The organism is Clostridium thermobutyricum, assembly GCF_000371465.1.
Lineage (GTDB): Bacteria > Bacillota > Clostridia > Clostridiales > Clostridiaceae > Clostridium > Clostridium thermobutyricum.
Window position 1 is genome coordinate 1,702,763 of record NZ_KB850956.1, and the last position, 17,004, is coordinate 1,719,766.

19 protein-coding genes and 1 pseudogene are annotated in these 17,004 nt (G+C 23.1%); 5 read left to right on the top strand and 15 right to left on the bottom strand.

Going from position 1 to position 17,004, the window contains the following annotated elements; genetic code table 11:
* Positions 1-94: 94 nt before the first annotated feature.
* The 5 genes and pseudogenes from HMPREF1092_RS07930 to HMPREF1092_RS17500 form a co-directional block, all read right to left on the bottom strand.
* Positions 95-709, bottom strand: a complete 615-nt coding sequence (locus tag HMPREF1092_RS07930) for a DUF4004 family protein (RefSeq protein WP_002598134.1) — start codon at positions 707-709, stop codon at positions 95-97.
* Positions 709-1,398: a hypothetical protein gene (locus tag HMPREF1092_RS07935; protein WP_002598135.1), complete on the bottom strand. Its 690-nt coding sequence runs from the start codon at positions 1,396-1,398 to the stop codon at positions 709-711. Before HMPREF1092_RS07935 ends, HMPREF1092_RS07930 begins: the two co-directional genes overlap by 1 nt.
* 19 nt (positions 1,399-1,417) lie before the next feature.
* Positions 1,418-2,149 (bottom strand): hypothetical protein, encoded by a 732-nt coding sequence (locus tag HMPREF1092_RS07940; protein WP_002598136.1) that lies wholly within the window; start codon positions 2,147-2,149, stop codon positions 1,418-1,420.
* Between the two features lie 210 nt (positions 2,150-2,359).
* A complete protein-coding gene (locus tag HMPREF1092_RS17495; protein WP_242830415.1) occupies positions 2,360-3,079 on the bottom strand; it encodes an FAD-binding oxidoreductase in 720 nt (239 codons plus the stop codon).
* Between the two features lie 51 nt (positions 3,080-3,130).
* Positions 3,131-3,667, bottom strand: a pseudogene (locus HMPREF1092_RS17500) (NADH peroxidase); the annotation flags it as partial.
* A gap of 245 nt (positions 3,668-3,912) precedes the next feature.
* Between HMPREF1092_RS17500 and HMPREF1092_RS07950 the strand changes: the two are divergent.
* The 5 genes from HMPREF1092_RS07950 to HMPREF1092_RS07970 all read left to right on the top strand — a co-directional run bounded on the left by HMPREF1092_RS07950 (position 3,913) and on the right by HMPREF1092_RS07970 (position 7,998).
* Positions 3,913-4,833: a DUF5685 family protein gene (locus tag HMPREF1092_RS07950; protein ID WP_002598138.1), complete on the top strand. Its 921-nt coding sequence runs from the start codon at positions 3,913-3,915 to the stop codon at positions 4,831-4,833.
* Complete coding sequence (locus HMPREF1092_RS07955; RefSeq protein WP_002598139.1) at positions 4,820-5,434, top strand: J domain-containing protein; 615 nt, start codon at positions 4,820-4,822, stop codon at positions 5,432-5,434. Before HMPREF1092_RS07950 ends, HMPREF1092_RS07955 begins: the two co-directional genes overlap by 14 nt.
* A 23-nt stretch (positions 5,435-5,457) precedes the next feature.
* Positions 5,458-5,955, top strand: a complete 498-nt coding sequence (locus tag HMPREF1092_RS07960; RefSeq protein ID WP_002598140.1) for a hypothetical protein — start codon at positions 5,458-5,460, stop codon at positions 5,953-5,955.
* 208 nt (positions 5,956-6,163) lie between these two features.
* On the top strand, positions 6,164-7,429 hold the full coding sequence (locus HMPREF1092_RS07965; RefSeq protein WP_002598141.1) for a DUF1002 domain-containing protein: 1,266 nt from the start codon (positions 6,164-6,166) through the stop codon (positions 7,427-7,429).
* Between the two features lie 146 nt (positions 7,430-7,575).
* Positions 7,576-7,998 carry a hypothetical protein gene (locus tag HMPREF1092_RS07970; RefSeq protein ID WP_002598142.1) on the top strand — a complete coding sequence of 141 codons (423 nt, stop codon included), beginning with the start codon at positions 7,576-7,578 and terminating at the stop codon, positions 7,996-7,998.
* A gap of 42 nt (positions 7,999-8,040) precedes the next feature.
* Here the strand turns inward: HMPREF1092_RS07970 and HMPREF1092_RS07975 are convergent, their stop codons facing one another.
* The 10 genes from HMPREF1092_RS07975 to HMPREF1092_RS08010 form a co-directional block, all read right to left on the bottom strand.
* The gene (locus HMPREF1092_RS07975; protein WP_002598143.1) at positions 8,041-9,039 is read right to left on the bottom strand and encodes an SPL family radical SAM protein; all 999 of its coding nucleotides are present in this window, start codon (positions 9,037-9,039) and stop codon (positions 8,041-8,043) included.
* Positions 9,040-9,141: 102 nt separating this feature from the next.
* The gene (locus HMPREF1092_RS07980) at positions 9,142-10,149 is read right to left on the bottom strand and encodes an alpha/beta hydrolase (RefSeq protein ID WP_002598144.1); all 1,008 of its coding nucleotides are present in this window, start codon (positions 10,147-10,149) and stop codon (positions 9,142-9,144) included.
* 223 nt (positions 10,150-10,372) lie between these two features.
* Positions 10,373-12,268 (bottom strand): glycosyltransferase family 2 protein, encoded by a 1,896-nt coding sequence (locus tag HMPREF1092_RS07985; protein ID WP_002598145.1) that lies wholly within the window; start codon positions 12,266-12,268, stop codon positions 10,373-10,375.
* 296 nt (positions 12,269-12,564) lie between these two features.
* Entirely contained in the window at positions 12,565-13,743 is a 1,179-nt protein-coding gene (locus HMPREF1092_RS07990; protein ID WP_002598146.1) for a hypothetical protein, read from the bottom strand.
* A gap of 177 nt (positions 13,744-13,920) precedes the next feature.
* Positions 13,921-14,061 (bottom strand): hypothetical protein, encoded by a 141-nt coding sequence (locus HMPREF1092_RS17170; protein ID WP_002598147.1) that lies wholly within the window; start codon positions 14,059-14,061, stop codon positions 13,921-13,923.
* 198 nt (positions 14,062-14,259) lie between these two features.
* On the bottom strand, positions 14,260-14,466 hold the full coding sequence (locus HMPREF1092_RS07995; protein WP_002598148.1) for a hypothetical protein: 207 nt from the start codon (positions 14,464-14,466) through the stop codon (positions 14,260-14,262).
* 129 nt (positions 14,467-14,595) lie between these two features.
* Positions 14,596-15,297, bottom strand: coding sequence for a nuclease-related domain-containing protein (locus HMPREF1092_RS08000; RefSeq protein WP_002598149.1), 702 nt, complete (start codon positions 15,295-15,297; stop codon positions 14,596-14,598).
* 87 nt (positions 15,298-15,384) lie between these two features.
* The gene (locus tag HMPREF1092_RS17175) at positions 15,385-15,561 is read right to left on the bottom strand and encodes a hypothetical protein (RefSeq protein ID WP_002598150.1); all 177 of its coding nucleotides are present in this window, start codon (positions 15,559-15,561) and stop codon (positions 15,385-15,387) included.
* An 81-nt stretch (positions 15,562-15,642) separates the two neighbouring features.
* On the bottom strand, positions 15,643-16,482 hold the full coding sequence (locus HMPREF1092_RS08005) for a pyridoxamine kinase (RefSeq protein ID WP_002598151.1): 840 nt from the start codon (positions 16,480-16,482) through the stop codon (positions 15,643-15,645).
* An 80-nt stretch (positions 16,483-16,562) separates the two neighbouring features.
* Entirely contained in the window at positions 16,563-16,973 is a 411-nt protein-coding gene (locus HMPREF1092_RS08010) for a hypothetical protein (protein ID WP_002598152.1), read from the bottom strand.
* Between the last annotated feature and the right edge of the window lie 31 nt (positions 16,974-17,004).

Consider the following 17,004-nt stretch of genomic DNA (forward strand, 5'->3'; position numbering starts at 1 on the left):
TTTTTCAAAATCATGTAAAATAAAAAAGTTTTTATTTATACTTTATAAACAAAATTTATCTTTTAATAATAAAAAAGAAGCCAAATAGCTTCTTTTAAATTATTCTACTTATATATTTTTTTATCTCAAAAAAATTTAATTTTAATAAAACTTTTGCTTCATCATCTTTTATTATTTCTTCTTCTCTTTCTGTTAAATAATAGAATAATACTCCTAATTTTCTTTTTATTATTAATATTTCATTATCTTTAATAACTGAAAAATTTTCTTTTATTTTTTCTATTAAAGATATTATCTCTTCAAAATTAAAGCTTCCTGATTCAAGCATATTCTTAAATATAACTATAAATAAAACTTCATCACTATTATATCTTTCTTTTTTACTATATTTATTTTCAAACATTTCTAAAATATATTCTGGAATAATATTTTCCACAATATATTTTCTTGAAATCTCACATTTTTTTATTTCATTTGAAAACATAGCTGAAAGTTCATCTAAAGATACAGTATCCTTTAATCTCAATATCTCTCTTATTCTCTCTAATATTTTTTCCTCTGGGAAGAAAGTTTCTTGCCCTGTACTAACACTTTTTTTTATAAACCATTCTTCTGGTATTATTTTTTTTCTTTTCCATCTATATAGTTGTCCATAGGAAATATCAGTTATTTGAAGTAATTCTTTTTTTGATATTAATTTCTCTTCCATTATTTATACTTTACCTCACTATTCTTATCTATTGTTAACTTTCCACTACATTCTACTCTTTCTATTTTGCATCCTTTTCCTATAACTATATCTTTTCCTCTTACAATTTTACACTCTACATTAGTAAGATTTATGTTATCTCCTTCTATTATATTGCTGTATAACTTATGTTCTCTTCTCATAATAGAATTTATTAAATTTGGTTTTTTTACAGTAATATTCTCGCCTCCTATTTCATTTATAGTACAAGAATTATATAATTCTATATTTAAAACATCACAATTTAATAATCCTTTTATATTAGCCTCTCCCTTACATTTAAAAATTTCTGCTTCACAATTATTATCTACTTTTAAACTTCCATATATATTAGTAGTTTTGACTTTTAAATCATTGCTTATTTTCATATCACCTTTTATTGATATTTCTCCAACCTCTACACTTTTTTTGAATGAAGAATCACCTGAAACACTTAACTTTTCATTTATTTTTATATCGTCTAAAGATTTAAATTCTCCCATAATAGTTAAATTATCTGTTTCTATAAATTCTCTAGCTTCTGCTTCTCCTAAAATTTTTATTTTTTTAGCTTTAATAGCATCTAAAAATTTACCATTTCCCATAATAGTTATATTATTAAATTCACCTTTGCCAATAGTCCCATCACCCATTATTTTTATATTATTCATTTCTATATCTCCAATCTATTTAATTTAACTCTTTTTTCCCACTAAAATTTCTTTTATTAACTTTACTATTATCATTCACTTCTAATGAAACTTCATAATTAACTTCTTCAATATTGCAATTTTTACCTATTACAACAGTTTTTCCTGAAACTTTTTTTGCACTAGTATTTTCTAAATAAACATAATCTCCATCTATAGTTTCAGCAATAAGCCTGTTAGAGAAAAATTTTCCTACAAGTGGTATATTATTTATTTTTTTATCACTTCTTACATCAATATTTTCTCCCCCTATTTCTTTAACATTTGCAGATTTATATATTGTAATATTTATATTATCAGCACTTAATAATCCATCTATATTTATCATTCCATTACATTTAAAATTTGTTCCTTCACAATTTTTTTTACTGCTTATAGATCCACTTATAAATGCATTATTAAACGTAATTCCTTCACAAGCCTTTACACTTCCTGATATAGTAGCTTCATTAAAATACAAATTTTCTTTAATTTTCATATATCCATTTACATTTAAATTTCCATCAGAATGTACTTCACCTTTATAACGCATATAGCCACTTATATCTATATCTTTGCATTTTAAAATTCCTTCTCCTGAACAAGTTCCTGATATAGAAACAGAATTTGCTATCACATTTCCTTTTAACCTTCCAACTCCTGCAATAGATATTTTATTATATTCTCCTTCATTTATAGTTCCAGTTCCATTTATATTCATATCACTTTTCAATTTAGCCAACCTCCGTAACATTGTTACATTGCATTTCAAAAAAAATTAGAATTTATCTAAAGTTTTTCTCCATTAACGTAACATTGTTTTATTAATTTTAATAACATTATATCATTATCACTAAATTTTGCAATAGTAAAAAAATCTTCTTTAGAATTTAATTTCTAAAGAAGATTTAATAAATCATTTATTTATATAACTTTTATACTATTACATATTTGCTAAATCTGCTGATGGTCCAAACATTTCATAATTAATATTTTCATCTGATATTCCCATGCCTTTAAGTGTATTGTATATATGCTTCATAAATCCTAAAGGTCCACAAAAATAGAATTCTCCATCTCTTGGTAATGTTTCTAACCATTCTTTTGACATAAATCCTTCATATTGATAATCTTCACCTAATACATCACTTTCTAATGGTGTTTGATAGAATATTGCACTTTCTACATTTGAATTAGCTTCCTTTATTTCTTCTAATTCTTTTTTGAAAGTATGTGCTGTTGAATTTAATACAGCTTGAGCAAATATAACTTTTCTATTTGAATCTGCTGCTTTATAAAGCATTGACATCATTGGTGTTACACCAATTCCTCCACTTAATAAAACTAATGGTTTATCATTTCCCTCTTTTAAAACAAATTCACCTAGTGGATTAGTTAAATCTACTACATCACCTACGTTTAAGTTCTCATGTATATATCTAGATACTAACCCTTTTTCTTCTCTTTTAACACTTATTCTATAGAAATTAGCTCCTGGCTTCATTGAAAGACTGTATTGTCTTACTTCACTCTTATGTTCACCTTCTTTAATTGGCATTATTGATATGAATTGTCCTGCTTTATGCTCTTTTAATTCTGTTCCATCTTCTCTTTTAAAATAAAAAGAAGTTATTAAATCATTTTCTGCTTCTCTTTTTACAATTTTGAATTTTTTATATGAATAATCATCTTCATTTGGATTGTTATCCTCTCCAAAATATCTATCTAATAATCCTTTGAATGCTCTTCCATGTCTTGCTTCGTCTTTACACATTTCGTGAACTGTATCATGAATTGCATCTAAATTTAATTGTTTAGCTAATGTAGCTAAATCTTTTTTACCTTGACAAGCTCCGAATTCAGCATCTACTCTTGCTTGTAAGTTTGCTTTTGTATCAGCTACAACTACTTCTCCTAAAAGTTCTGCAAATTTAGCAGCATGTTCTGCTTCCTCAAATGCTATTCTTTTATAAGCTTCTGCCACTTCTGGATGTCCTTCTCTATCTGCTTGCCTTGACATTGCTAAATACATTCCAACTTCTGTACATTCTCCAGTGAAATTAGCTCTTAATCCTTCAATTATTTTTTCATCTACACCTTGTGCTACACCAATTTTATGTTCATCTGCCCAATCCATTTCTCCAAGTTGTTCTTTAAATTTATCAGCTCCAACTCCACACACTTGGCATTTTTCTGGTGCTTTTTCTCCTTCATATATATATCCACAAACTGTACAAATAAATTTTTTCATATTTAATTCCTCCCCAATTTTATATAATATGTATTTTATTTAATTTTCCGTTTTTTTATTCTTTATGATATTATATTATACAAATATTTTATATTAGTCAATAATAATTATTAAATAATAATAAAATATTTTACTAAGAACTTTCATTATTTTTTTAAAATGTCAATTTTCTGCAAATGTCTATACATATTAACAATTATTTATTGTATAATGTGTTTATACTTAAATTAAAGGAGTGTTTTTTATTGTTTGGATATGTTACTCCATTAAAATCAGAACTTAAAATACGAGAATTTAATAAATTCAGAGGTTATTATTGTGGCCTTTGTAATTCTATAAAAAAACAATTTGGTAATATACCAAGAATGTCTCTTAATTACGATATGACTTTTTTAGCTCTTTTTCTTCAAGAATTAACTGATGAAAAAGAAAAAGCAGATATGCTTAGATGTTTTGTTCATCCTACAAAGAAAAAACCAACTATAATTAATAGTCTTGCTATAGATTATGCTGCTAATATGAATGTTTCACTTTTTTATTATAAAATGTTAGATGATTTTAATGATGATAGAACTTTAAAAAGTAAGGCTTCACTTATTTTTTTAAATCCTTATCAAAAAAAATTTTCATCTAAAATAAAAGTTATTAATGAAAAAATAGAGAAATCTTTAAAGGATTTATCTATTTTAGAAAAAGAAAAAAATTTTTCTTCTATAGATGATATATGTCATCCTTTTGCTGAAATAGTAGGTAATATTATGATGATGTATCCTAATAAGCTAAAAAATGATTCTTTCGATTTACGAGAAGATTTATATTCTTTTGGATATTCTTTAGGAAAATGGATTTATCTTATAGATGCCCTTGATGATTTAAAAGAAGATATTGAAAAAGGTAAATTTAATCCTCTTAATTATCTTTATAATAAAGATAATATTTCTTATGATGAATTATTAACTAAAATAAAGGACAGATTAGAATTTAATATTTTAAATTGTGCTTATACTTGTAGAGAAATTTTCTATAAGCTACCATTAAATAATAATAATGATATAATTAAAAATATCATTGAATTAGGAATGATGGATAGATATATTAGAATAATAAATAAAAATAATAATACGTGTAATATGAAAGGTAGTGAATTTAATAATGAATCCATATGAGGTTTTAGGTCTTAAAGAGGGAGCTTCTCAAGAAGAAATTAAAAAAGCTTACAGAGCTCTAGTAAAAAAATATCATCCTGATCAATTTACTGATAATCCTCTTAAAGAACTTGCAAATGAAAAATTAACTGAAATAAATAAAGCATATGATATGCTTACTAAAAATGCTACAAACAATAATAATGGTTATAATAATGGAAATTATAATAATTCTGGGTATTCTAATAGTAATGATGCATATGCATTCCAAGAAATTAGAAGACTTATTCAAACTAGAAATATTCAAATGGCTATGGATAGATTAAGTTCTATGGGTAACCATAATGCTGAATGGAATTATCTTATGGGAGTTTGCCAAATTTCATTAGGTAGATATGATTCAGGGCTTAATTATCTTCAAACAGCTGTAAACATGGATCCAAATAATTTTGAGTATAGACAGACTCTTAATAATCTAATGCAAAGACAACGTAATTATAGCAATCCATATTATAATACAAGTGGTGCAAATGGCATGAATATGTGTAATTGTTGTATGGACCTTTGGTGTTTAGACACTATGTGCGAATGTATGGGTGGCGATTTTATAGGTTGCTGTTAATTAATTTGGGGAGTTGATAATTTATGCAAAGTAAAGCATCGAACATTGCTACCGGCGGAATATTAATTGCCTTAACTGTTGTAATACTTTACTTAACACCACTTATTCCTATTAATACATTGGGACTACTTACAATAACATCTCTTTTTGTTCCTATTGGTCTTATGAGATGTAATATGAAAACTTCAATAGCTATTTATATAGGCTCTTCTATTTTAAGTTTTTTACTTGTTCCTTTAAATATATCATTTTTATATTTAATCTTCTTCGGAATATATGGAATAATAAAACACTTGGCTGAAAAAAGAAATAATAGAATAAAAGAATTTATAATAAAACTACTATTTTTTAATATTGGGCTTATAATTTACTATTTTATATTTACAAGCTTTATTGGAGTTTTAAATCTTAAAATATCTATTTATTTATTATATGTTGTAAGCCAAATTGTATTTTTAATATACGATTTTGCTTTAACACTTTTAATAGCCTTTTATTTAGATAAACTTCATAATAGATAAAATACTTTGGATTCTTCAAAATATTGAAGAATCCATTTTTATTTAAAATAAAATTTTCTATTTTAAAGATTACAATTTCTTAAATTTTAATTACATTTTTTTTATATAATCTTAAGAATAAAATAAAGTTTTCTTAAATTCAGTATGGTATAATTAATAAACTTTAGAAATCAAATTTATTTTATTAAATTTAGAGGTGAATAAATAAATGAAAAGTAAAAAAATAATTGCTACATTAGTTTTAGCAGGAACTATTTTCTCTACTATGGGAATATCAGCTTTTGCTGATCAATTTAATGTTATATCAATAGGAGCTAATTTAACTCCTACTCAAAAACAAGAAATGTTAAATTACTTTAATGCACCTAAAGGTAGTTATCAAGAAGTAACTATTAACAATCAACAAGAACAAGAGGAGCTTAGAGGAATATTACCAGAATCTGAAATAGGAACTAGAACAATTTCTTGTGCATATGTTCAACCAACTCAATCTGGAGGAATAAATGTAAAAACTGCAAATCTTACTTATGTTACAGCTAGTATGATTTCAAATGCCTTAACAACTGCTGGTATTTATAATGCCAATGTTGTTGCTGCTGCTCCTTTCCAAGTAAGTGGTACTGGTGCTTTAACTGGAATAATGACAAGCTTTGAAAAAGCAACTGGAGAACAAATAAGCCCTGAAAAAAAAGAACTTGCTAATAAAGAACTTGAAGTAACTTCAAAAATTGCTCAAGATAGCAATACTGGACAAACTAAAGCTTCTGCTGTAGTAAGTGGTGTTAAAGCTAAAGTTATACAAAATGGTGAACATAGCGAAAGTCAAATTGCTCAAACTATAAATAATGTTACTAATAATTATGGTGTTACTCTTACACCTAATCAAGAGGCTGATTTAAACAAATTAATGCAAAGTATTTCTGATCAAAATTATAATAAATCTGAAATGATGAAAACTTTAGATAAACTTCAAGAGGAAGCAAACAAAATTCTTCAAAACCAAGGACAACTTAAAGGATTCCTTAATAATTTACAAGTTCATTTTGACAATTTCGTAAATTGGGTGAAAGGATTATTTACAAACAAAAAAGATGAGGGAGGAATTGTAAACCAAACAAATAATAATTCAACTATCGGAAAAGATGCTGTAACTACTGGTAATACAGATGCTGTTGAAAATACTGCTCCAACAGTTGATCAAAGCAAAAGTGGTGTAAATAATAATGCTATAAATGTTGTTAATTCAAGTGATACTACAATTAACACTAATAAACCAAATGAAAATACTAAAAACTCAAATACTCAAAATACTAATAATCAAACTAGCAATGAAAACCAAACAAATGAAAATACATCAACTTCTGATACTAAAAACTCAAAAGATAATAATAAACAAGATGCTACTACTCAATCTCAAACTTCACAAAGTAGTCAAGCAACACAAAATAATACAAACACACAAAGTGCTCAATAGTAAATTAAAGACTGTAGATATATCTACAGTCTTTTGTATTTTTTGGACTTTTTTAATTTAATTTGATATAATTAGAAAAAGAGATAATTCATTCTATTTAGGAAAACGTTTTCTGCTTTTTGAATAAATATTAAGAGGTGATCATTATGAGTTGTTTTATTGTCTTATTTATATTACTTATAATTGTTTTTGGAATTCTTTTAAATTCTAAAGATAATTTACCCTCTAAATATAAAGGTATAGTTTCTAACATAGAGGAAAAACCTTTATATAATGATTCCCATGACAGAGTTTTAGGAACTTATGGTTTTGTAAAATTCAATTCTGATTTAGATAATGAAACTTTATTTAACTTTTATATTGATGTTATAAAATCTTCAAAATTAGATTTCTTTTTACTTCTTAATAAAGATAATCTAGAATATGGTATGATTATAGTCCCAAGCACAGGATTAGTTACCTATGGTAAATTTAATAAAAAACTTCAATTAGAAGATAAAATTTTAACTGATGTTCTTAAAAGTACAGTAACTAAAGTAAATCCTGTTACTAAAATAGTACTAATTTAATATAAATAAAAATACTAAGATATTTATAATATCTTAGTATTTTTATACTATATAAGAAATCTTAGCATTTTTTAAATATTTCTTTATCAGCTTTATTATTATTTTTTCTGCTTCATTTCTATATAAATATTTATAAGTATATTTACCTTTACTTTTTTCATAAAATTTATTATCTATAAAAAGGTTAACTGAATTTTTCATATTAATCTTATTTATATTTAAATTTTCCATACTATAAGTCATAAATATAACTTCTATAAATAAATTATTTTTTAACTTTTCATCTAATAATTCATAAAGTTTAATAAACATTTTTTCATATATATATTCAAAATTTTTAACTATTATTATTGGTGCAATATTTAGTCCTACTTTATATCCAGCTCTAAACATTTTATTTGCGGCTTCTATTCTTTCTTCTAAATTACATGTATTAAATTCAACTTTTCTTATTATCTCTTCTGGATTTACAGAAATTCTTATTTTTGTATTTCCATTATGATTTATATTTAATAGGTCATCAACCATATTAAACTTTGTAGCAAAAGTTAGTTTTGCATTCTTTAGTAAACTGAATTCTTCAATAGCCCATTTTAAATTCCCAGTAATAGAATTTTCTAAAATCATATCTGAATTACATCCTATTTCATAAACTGCATCTCTATTTATCTTATTTATATTTTTTATTATTTTATTCATCATGTCATCTCTATTAACAAAAATTCTTAAATTTGAATTTAGCTTGAAGTTATGTACAAGATAGCAATATAAGCATCTAGCAGAACATCCAGATGAAGTAAATGGAACTATGAAGTCTGAACTTTTATTATCTTTTCTTAAAATAATACTTTTTCTAACTCCAATAGTTAAAGTTCTTTTTATATTGTTAAACTCACTAATATCTTTATCTATATTAAGTTTATGATGAGCTTCTATTGATTCTTTTTCAATAAAATTATATTTTTTTAAAAGTTCTCTTCCTAATTCATATTTTTTTATAGACTCTTCATAAAATATTTTAGTTGGAATAAACTCCTTCATAATATCCTCTCCTAATTTAGAATTATACCTGCTTATAATTTAGTATTTGTAATTATTACTTAATTTATATAATAAAAAACAGCCTAAAAAGACTGCTTTTTACTAATTTAAATTTGTATTAAATATTATAAAGTTTATAAACTTTATTCCAAGATCAAATATTTGCTTTTTATTTATATTAGAAAAATCATGTCCTCCATTATCAAGAGTTAATAATTCTACGTTATTTCCATCCTTTTTGCTTTTTTCATATAGCTCTAAGGAATCTTTATATGGAACCATTTTATCATTTGTTCCATGAATTATAAGTGTTGGTGGAAGATCAGGTTTTACATAATTTATAGGACTATATTCTTTCATATAATTTTCTATACTTTGTTTTTCTCTTAAGCTATTTTCTCTATTTTTTACAGCTGTCTCAAGCTTACCTGTTGCAATGCTCATATTTAAGCTATTTAAATTTGTAGGACCAAATAAATCTACAACCCATTTAACTTTTGATGAATAATTATCTAAAGCTTTGTCATCTTTAAACTGATTATTTCCAGAATAAGCTGCCAAAAGCGATAAATGAGCTCCTGCTGAAGCACCAACTAATCCTATTTCATTTGTATTAAAATCATATTTATCTTTATTTTTATATACCCATCTTATTGCATCTTTAACATCAGATACTTGTTTATAAAAATCTATTTCATTTGTGGTAAGTCTATAATTTACACTTATTATTGTATATCCTTCATTTCTGAATACATTTAAAAGAGGTTCCATTAATTCTGGAATTTGACTACTACCATAAATCCAAGATCCACCGTGAACATAAAGTATAACAGGAGAACCACCTTTTAATTTCTTTTTAGCTTCATAAATATCTAAAGTTACAGCTTTTCCATTTACTTTTTTATATTCAATATCTTTATAATCCATATCTTTACTCATATTCAAATCTTTAGTTACTTCTACTGATTCTAAATTATTTTTTAAAGCAGAATATTCTTGTGCTGCATTTATATAAAATTTAATTTGACCTCTAAAGTGATATAAAACTATTCCAATTGCTATTAATACTCCAAGTAAAATTATCCCTATTATTTTTAAAACCTTTTTCATCAAACCTCTCCACTTATTTTTTTTATTAATTATGCTCATTAATTAGTTATTTAATCAATAATATAATAAAATTATATCATATTATCAAATAAACTTTTTTTGTAATTATTACAAATTTATTATTTAATTTCTAATAAAAAACACCCTAAAGAACTTATTATTCTTTAGGATGTTTTTTAATTATTTCTCAATTATGTTGACTGTGATTATATTCTTCTTGTTCTTATATAAAATTATTTGAATCACGTTTTAAATCATAAAATGGTTTTAAATTTTCTATATATAAATTTATTATTTCAATAGTTTCTTCTTTATTTAATTCTTCAAACTGTATTCCAATAAACGTTTTATTTTTTCTTGCTAATTTACATTTTATATATAAATCATTTATTTTTATTTTTATTTTATCATTAGGATTTATATTTATATAATCTATCATTTGAAGACCTAATCCTTTATCTGAAATATCGTGCACTTTAATATTATATTCTTTTTCATTAACATATAATTTAGTTATAAAATTATCTCTTATCTCAATTCTTTCACTACTTCTAAACATAGGCTTTTGATACGCTACTTTTATAGCAACGATAATACCAACTGCATTATATATACTCCAAATTATATTTAATATAACATAGCTCGGAAGAAATTTTCCAGTTTTTATAAAATACCCACAAATAAACCAAGATGCAATTGTTCCTATAAGTAAAATTATATGTGGTAATATAACCCTAAGTTGAAAATATGCTTTTTCATTTGTTATATCTTTTGATGTGACTTTAAATCCAACTGATTTTAAAGAGAAAAGTTCTGAAAGAATTGATGCACTTATACTTGGTGCCATAACGGTTTCATAAAAATGTGACCATTTTAAATTTCTTGTTCCTGGTGATAATACTTTAAATACTATCATTTGTGATACTAAAAACGGAATATAATAAGGTAATAATTCCCATAAACTTGCCTTTATTGATAATATACCAAATAAAAGATACGAAATTGGTGCTATTATATAGATAATCTTTTGTAAACTTGAAAACCAATAAATAAGTCCATCTATATATGCAATTTTTTGACTTAATTTTAACCCCTTCATAAACAATGGATTATTTCTTTTAAATACTTGAAGATTTCCTCTAGCCCATCTCTTTCTTTGTTTTATAGTCTCTTCAAGAGTTGTTGCACTTAATCCTAATACTAATGGTTCATTTACTAATATAGAATTATATCCTTTTGACTGAAGCTTCATTCCAAGAGCCATATCTTCAGTTATAGAGAATGTAGGAAATCCTCCTACGGAATCTAAATGTTTTCTTCTAAATATTGCATTAGTTCCAACATGTAACACTGCATTTAATGAAGCTCTCGCTTCTTGAATATCTCTCATAAATAGATCTTGTTCATTTGGAATATTAGTAATCATATTATATTGATACATATCAGCATTATAATAACTTTGAGGAACTTGTACAAATGCTAAATTATCATCATCTAAAAAGTACTGCATTGTCTCTTTTAAAAAATTATGTTTAGCAATCATATCTGCATCTAATATTGAAACAAATTCACTTTTTATATATTTTAGAGCATTATTAATATTTCCAGCTTTTGCTCCTTCATTTGTATCTCTAGTTAAATAATTTATGGAATACTCTTCACATAATTTTTTTACTTCATCTCGTCTTCCATCATCACAAACATATACATTAAGCTTTTCTTTATTATAGTTAAGCTTTATTGCGCCTATAATTGTTTTTTTTAATAAATCTACCGGTTCATTATAAGTACAAATTAATATATCTATAGATGGAACAAACTTAGATGTTGGGTCTATTAATTCTTTTTTTTCTAATTTATATTTCCTTGTAGAAAAATATTCGAAATCAAAAAATTGTATAATTCCAATAAGTTCTGATCCTATTAAAAGAACCCCCATAACTAGCGATAACCCAAAAGTTGGAATTACAGTAAATCTCCAAACAATATATACTAAAGATGAAATTAATCCTAACAATATAATGATAAATCTTACCGATTTAAATTTTAAATATAATAAATAAGACATTAAAATTATTGCTATTGAACTTATTAAATATATTTCCCCTATAGTAGTCATCAACTAATCTCCTTTTTATTTAATAATCATTAAATAAATTATATCACCATCTAAAGTCTCTATTTTTTTAATATTTAATGTATTTATTCATTTTTTCTTATTAAATCTATAAAAAAAATATTTTTTTTAATATTATTTAAGTTTAATTATTATTATATATATTTTAGTCTTTAAATTTAAAATTTATCTTTATTTTATTAAACTAGTATTACTCTTTAATTAACATTAGACTTTTTTATATAAAAATTAGAACTCAAAATAATTATCATATTTTGAGTTCTTTACTTTAATATAAATTATAACTTATACACATCTATTTTAGTTTTAGGAATTCCCTCACTATCTAAATTAATATTTAAAATAATACAATGTCCATTACTATAAGTAATATAACTTGTTGAAGTATCTGAGATTTCCACATTATCAACTAACCTAACTATCTTATCCTCTTCTAATTTTCCAATCATATATTTTCTTTTTACTTTAAATACTATATATCCATCATAAAAATTACTAAGATTATCTATTCCATATCTATTCATATCTGTTGAACTATCTTTAAAAATAGTTTTTAATTCATTCTTTTCTATATTAAATCCAACTAATTTATAATTATTTCTAATATAAATATAATTATCTTTTACTCCTAATAACTTACCATTCTTTAATCCATTTGAAACTTTATCTATTTTAATATTTTCATTTTCTTTATATAGTTTTATTATTTCTCCTTCATTAGTTATACTAAATATATAATTATCGAATTTAAATATATCGTTAATTAAATAATTTGAATAAGTGTCTTCTACATAAAACTTATTATTTTTTGAATCATATATACCTAACTTATTTTCATTATTATAATTCCCTAAAACTACTAAAAATTCTGTTTTATTAGAATACATAATATTTTTAATCTCTTTTATTATATACTCTGAATTTAAGTTATCTTTTAATTTACTAACTTCTTTTTCAATTTTTTCACTTAAATTTTTGTATTCTTCTTCATTTAATATGTTTTTTTCCTTCATAAAATCTTTATTTTCATAAAATTTAATTATCTCATTATTTGAAAAATTATATTTATCATTTTTAACTTCTTCTAAAGAATTATCTTTATTTAATTTTACATTTATCTCTTTAAAATTTAAGTCATCTTTTCTATCATAATTAATACCATAATATTTATTTCCTATTTTTATTGCACGACCATATGTATCTTCATCATTTAAAATAATTTTATCTTTAATATTCATATTTTTAGTAATATCAAAAACTTTTTGAGTAAAATAAAGTTCATTATCTATATAATTAATTTTTTTAATATCACTAAATTCATTTTCTTTATATGAATACACTAATTTTCCACTTGGATTTTTTGGTGAAAAATTTATATTCACAATACTTTTTAAAATATAATTCCCAATAAAAATAAATACAATAATCCCAACTACCCTATAAATATTCTTTTTCATTAATATTCCCCTCTCTAAATAAATCCCCTTCTTTATTTAATAAATACCCTTATTAATTGGATTATATAATAAACAAAAATCATTTACAAATATTCACAAAATCCTTCTTAATAATTATAAAAAAATAAAACATTATAGAATTTAAACCATAATGTTTTATTTTTAATTTTAAAATTTTTATTTTTTAATTCTGATTTTTTTATTATTTTTATTTTTTTTATTAGAAAAATTTCTAATAGCAATTCCTATTCCTGCTCCAATTACTACTCCCAATAGTAATGTTAATACAACAGGTACAAATTCAATAGCAGCCTCCATAATCTCACCCTTACCCTTTTAAATATTATAAATATTGTTAATTTTATTATAAACTATATATTATTTATTTAAAATAATATATTAAACCTTTTTTATATAAATTTTATTATATTTACTATAAAAATAAGACGATAAATTATACCGTCTTATTTAATAAACTACTTATATATATTTTATTATTTAGAATATGTATTTATTCTATAATCTGTATTTATTCATCTTGAAACTTAAAAAGAAATTTAATATTAAAAATATCAATGTAATTATAACTTGAACCAACATAGAAAATTGCATATCAAAGACTATTCTAGAAATAAAACATCCTATTATAGTTAAGATTCCTAAAATAACATTTATAATACAATATCCCTTATATTGTTCCATTGTCATTGGTTTATATCTCACAATAATTCCTCCTAAAATTTACATATAAAATGTAATAATAGCTTTGAATAACTCTAATAAAATTCTATATATTAATAAATAATAATTTTCTATTTATTATAACATATTTATTCTAAAAATTGACTCTATTTATAAGTATTTTGAAATATTTATAGCACTAATAATTTCTTTTTTTTCTTCTTCAGTATAATTTAAATTTACTAATTTTATTTTTCTTAAAAGTTCAATAGAATTATCAAAAATTAAACCTTTGGAATTATCTATATTTACAATATTTTTTTTAAATATTAAATCATCATTATTAAAAAATACTAATCCAATTACATGACATCTTATATTATTCATTTTTAAATATCTATTAAATATATCAGCATGTTTTTGTACTTTCTTATATGGATTATATATATTTCTATAATAATTTAGGCCTGCTATATTTCTCTCAACAATAAGATTATTATCACTTATACTTCCAATAATATTTCCCTTTACATTTTTAATTTCAATTATAAAAACTCCATTATTTCCTACAATTATAGTTCCTAGTTTAGTTCTCTTCCCCTTTATTTCAATAACTATATTATTAAAAACATGATATCCATCATTCAATTGAGAAAATATATCTTTTTCATAATATTCTTTTTTAAAAGAAAACTTCTCTGTTTTTCTTCTCTGAAAATTAAGACTAATCACTAAAAAAATAAAACTACATATTGATAAAGGAATATATATTTCTAAAAATATTATAGTAACTACAAATAATATAAAATTTTTTAAATATAATCCTTTTAAGTCTTTTTCTAAAGTAACCTCTCTCTTCTCTATTATAGCCATATAGCTTCTCCTTTTATTTCTTAAACACTCTTGTTTTAAAAGTATTCCCATAGAAAAATAAAAGTATTCTAATTAAATATGTATATATTAGTTATAACTATGTTCTTGTGCATCTTTCTCTGTTGGATAAAGAGTTGCACTTTTCTGTGCCGGAGTTTGATTATTTTGATTTATATTCTTAGTTTTTTTAGCAATTATAATTTTAGCAGATATTAATAATATAAGAGCTACTATTATTAACATAAATTTTTTATCAATTTTCATGTCATTCTTTCCTTTGTTTTTTATATTATTTTATCACAAAAAATTAAAACCTTATTAGTAATTTCTAATAAGTCTCTAATTTTATCTTTTTTCTATTAATTTATATAAATTATCTTCTAGTAAAACGCCTTCTTTAGTATCATAATTAAAACTACTGCTATATTTTATAGTTTCATATAAAAAGTCCATTGCAATTTTTACACTTTCATAAATGTTTTTTCCTTTTAAAACTTCTCCAGAAACTATTGCTGTAAATATATCTCCTGTTCCTGGATAAGATTTTTCTACTTTATCTGAATAGACTGTATAAAGTTTTCCTTCCTCAAATATACAAACTCCAACTTTATCTTTTTTAGTAGTAACTGATGTTATTATAATATTCTTTGCTCCAAGCTCTCTTAAATCTATACAAATATCTCTAATTAAATCATCATTCATATTTTCAGCCAAACTTACATCTCTGCCTGTTAAATACAATGCCTCTGTAAGATTTGGAGTTATAAGAAAACAGCCTTTAATTAAATCTCTCATATTCTTTACATGCTCTTCTGAGAACCCTTTATATAATTTATTGTTATCTCCTAAAATAGGGTCTAACACTATTTTTTCTTTTTCAAAATTTTTTCTTATATAATTTTTTATAAACTCTAAATTTTTAATATCTCCTAAATATCCTATAAGAGCTAAATCCATATTTATATCATTATGTTCTATGCTGTTTATACTTTTTTCTATAAATGAACCTGTTTCAACTTTTTCTATTTCTTTAAATCCTCCAGTATGGCTTGAAAGAATAGTTGATGGAATTGGACATCCTTCTACTCCTAAAATACTAAGTACTGGAAGTATATTAGTTAAAGATGCCTTTCCTACTGCACAAAGACTATGTATTATAAGTGCTCTTTTAACTGGTTTTTTCAAAATTTATCACTCCTTTTTACATATATTTGATTATATCATTTTATATAAAAAGGCACTTTAAAATCAAAGTGCCTTTTATTTTAATTATAAGTTGATATTGCTGCTCCAATAACTAAACATGTTATATAAACTAATACATCTAAAAATATATGAGTTTTTATAAATAACCCAATTATACAATAAATAACTAATATTAAACAAAAAAACTTAAATTTATTATAAAATTTTTTAGCTATGCGTTTTCTTTCTTCTTTACTCATATTTTTTACATTCTCATAAGTATACTTATTTATCCAATACAATCTTTCCTTTTTATAAATTATATTAGATATTATTAATAGCGAATTTGTAATTATCAAAAACATTATTTTTATAGCTATATATTCTTCTATTTCTAAATTTCTTATTATAAATATAGCTCCTATAGCCACTATAAAAGTTAAAACTAATATTAGTATAAAACTTTTATATGTTTTTTCTTCATAATACATATTCTCCCCCATAATTTTCATTATTAATTAT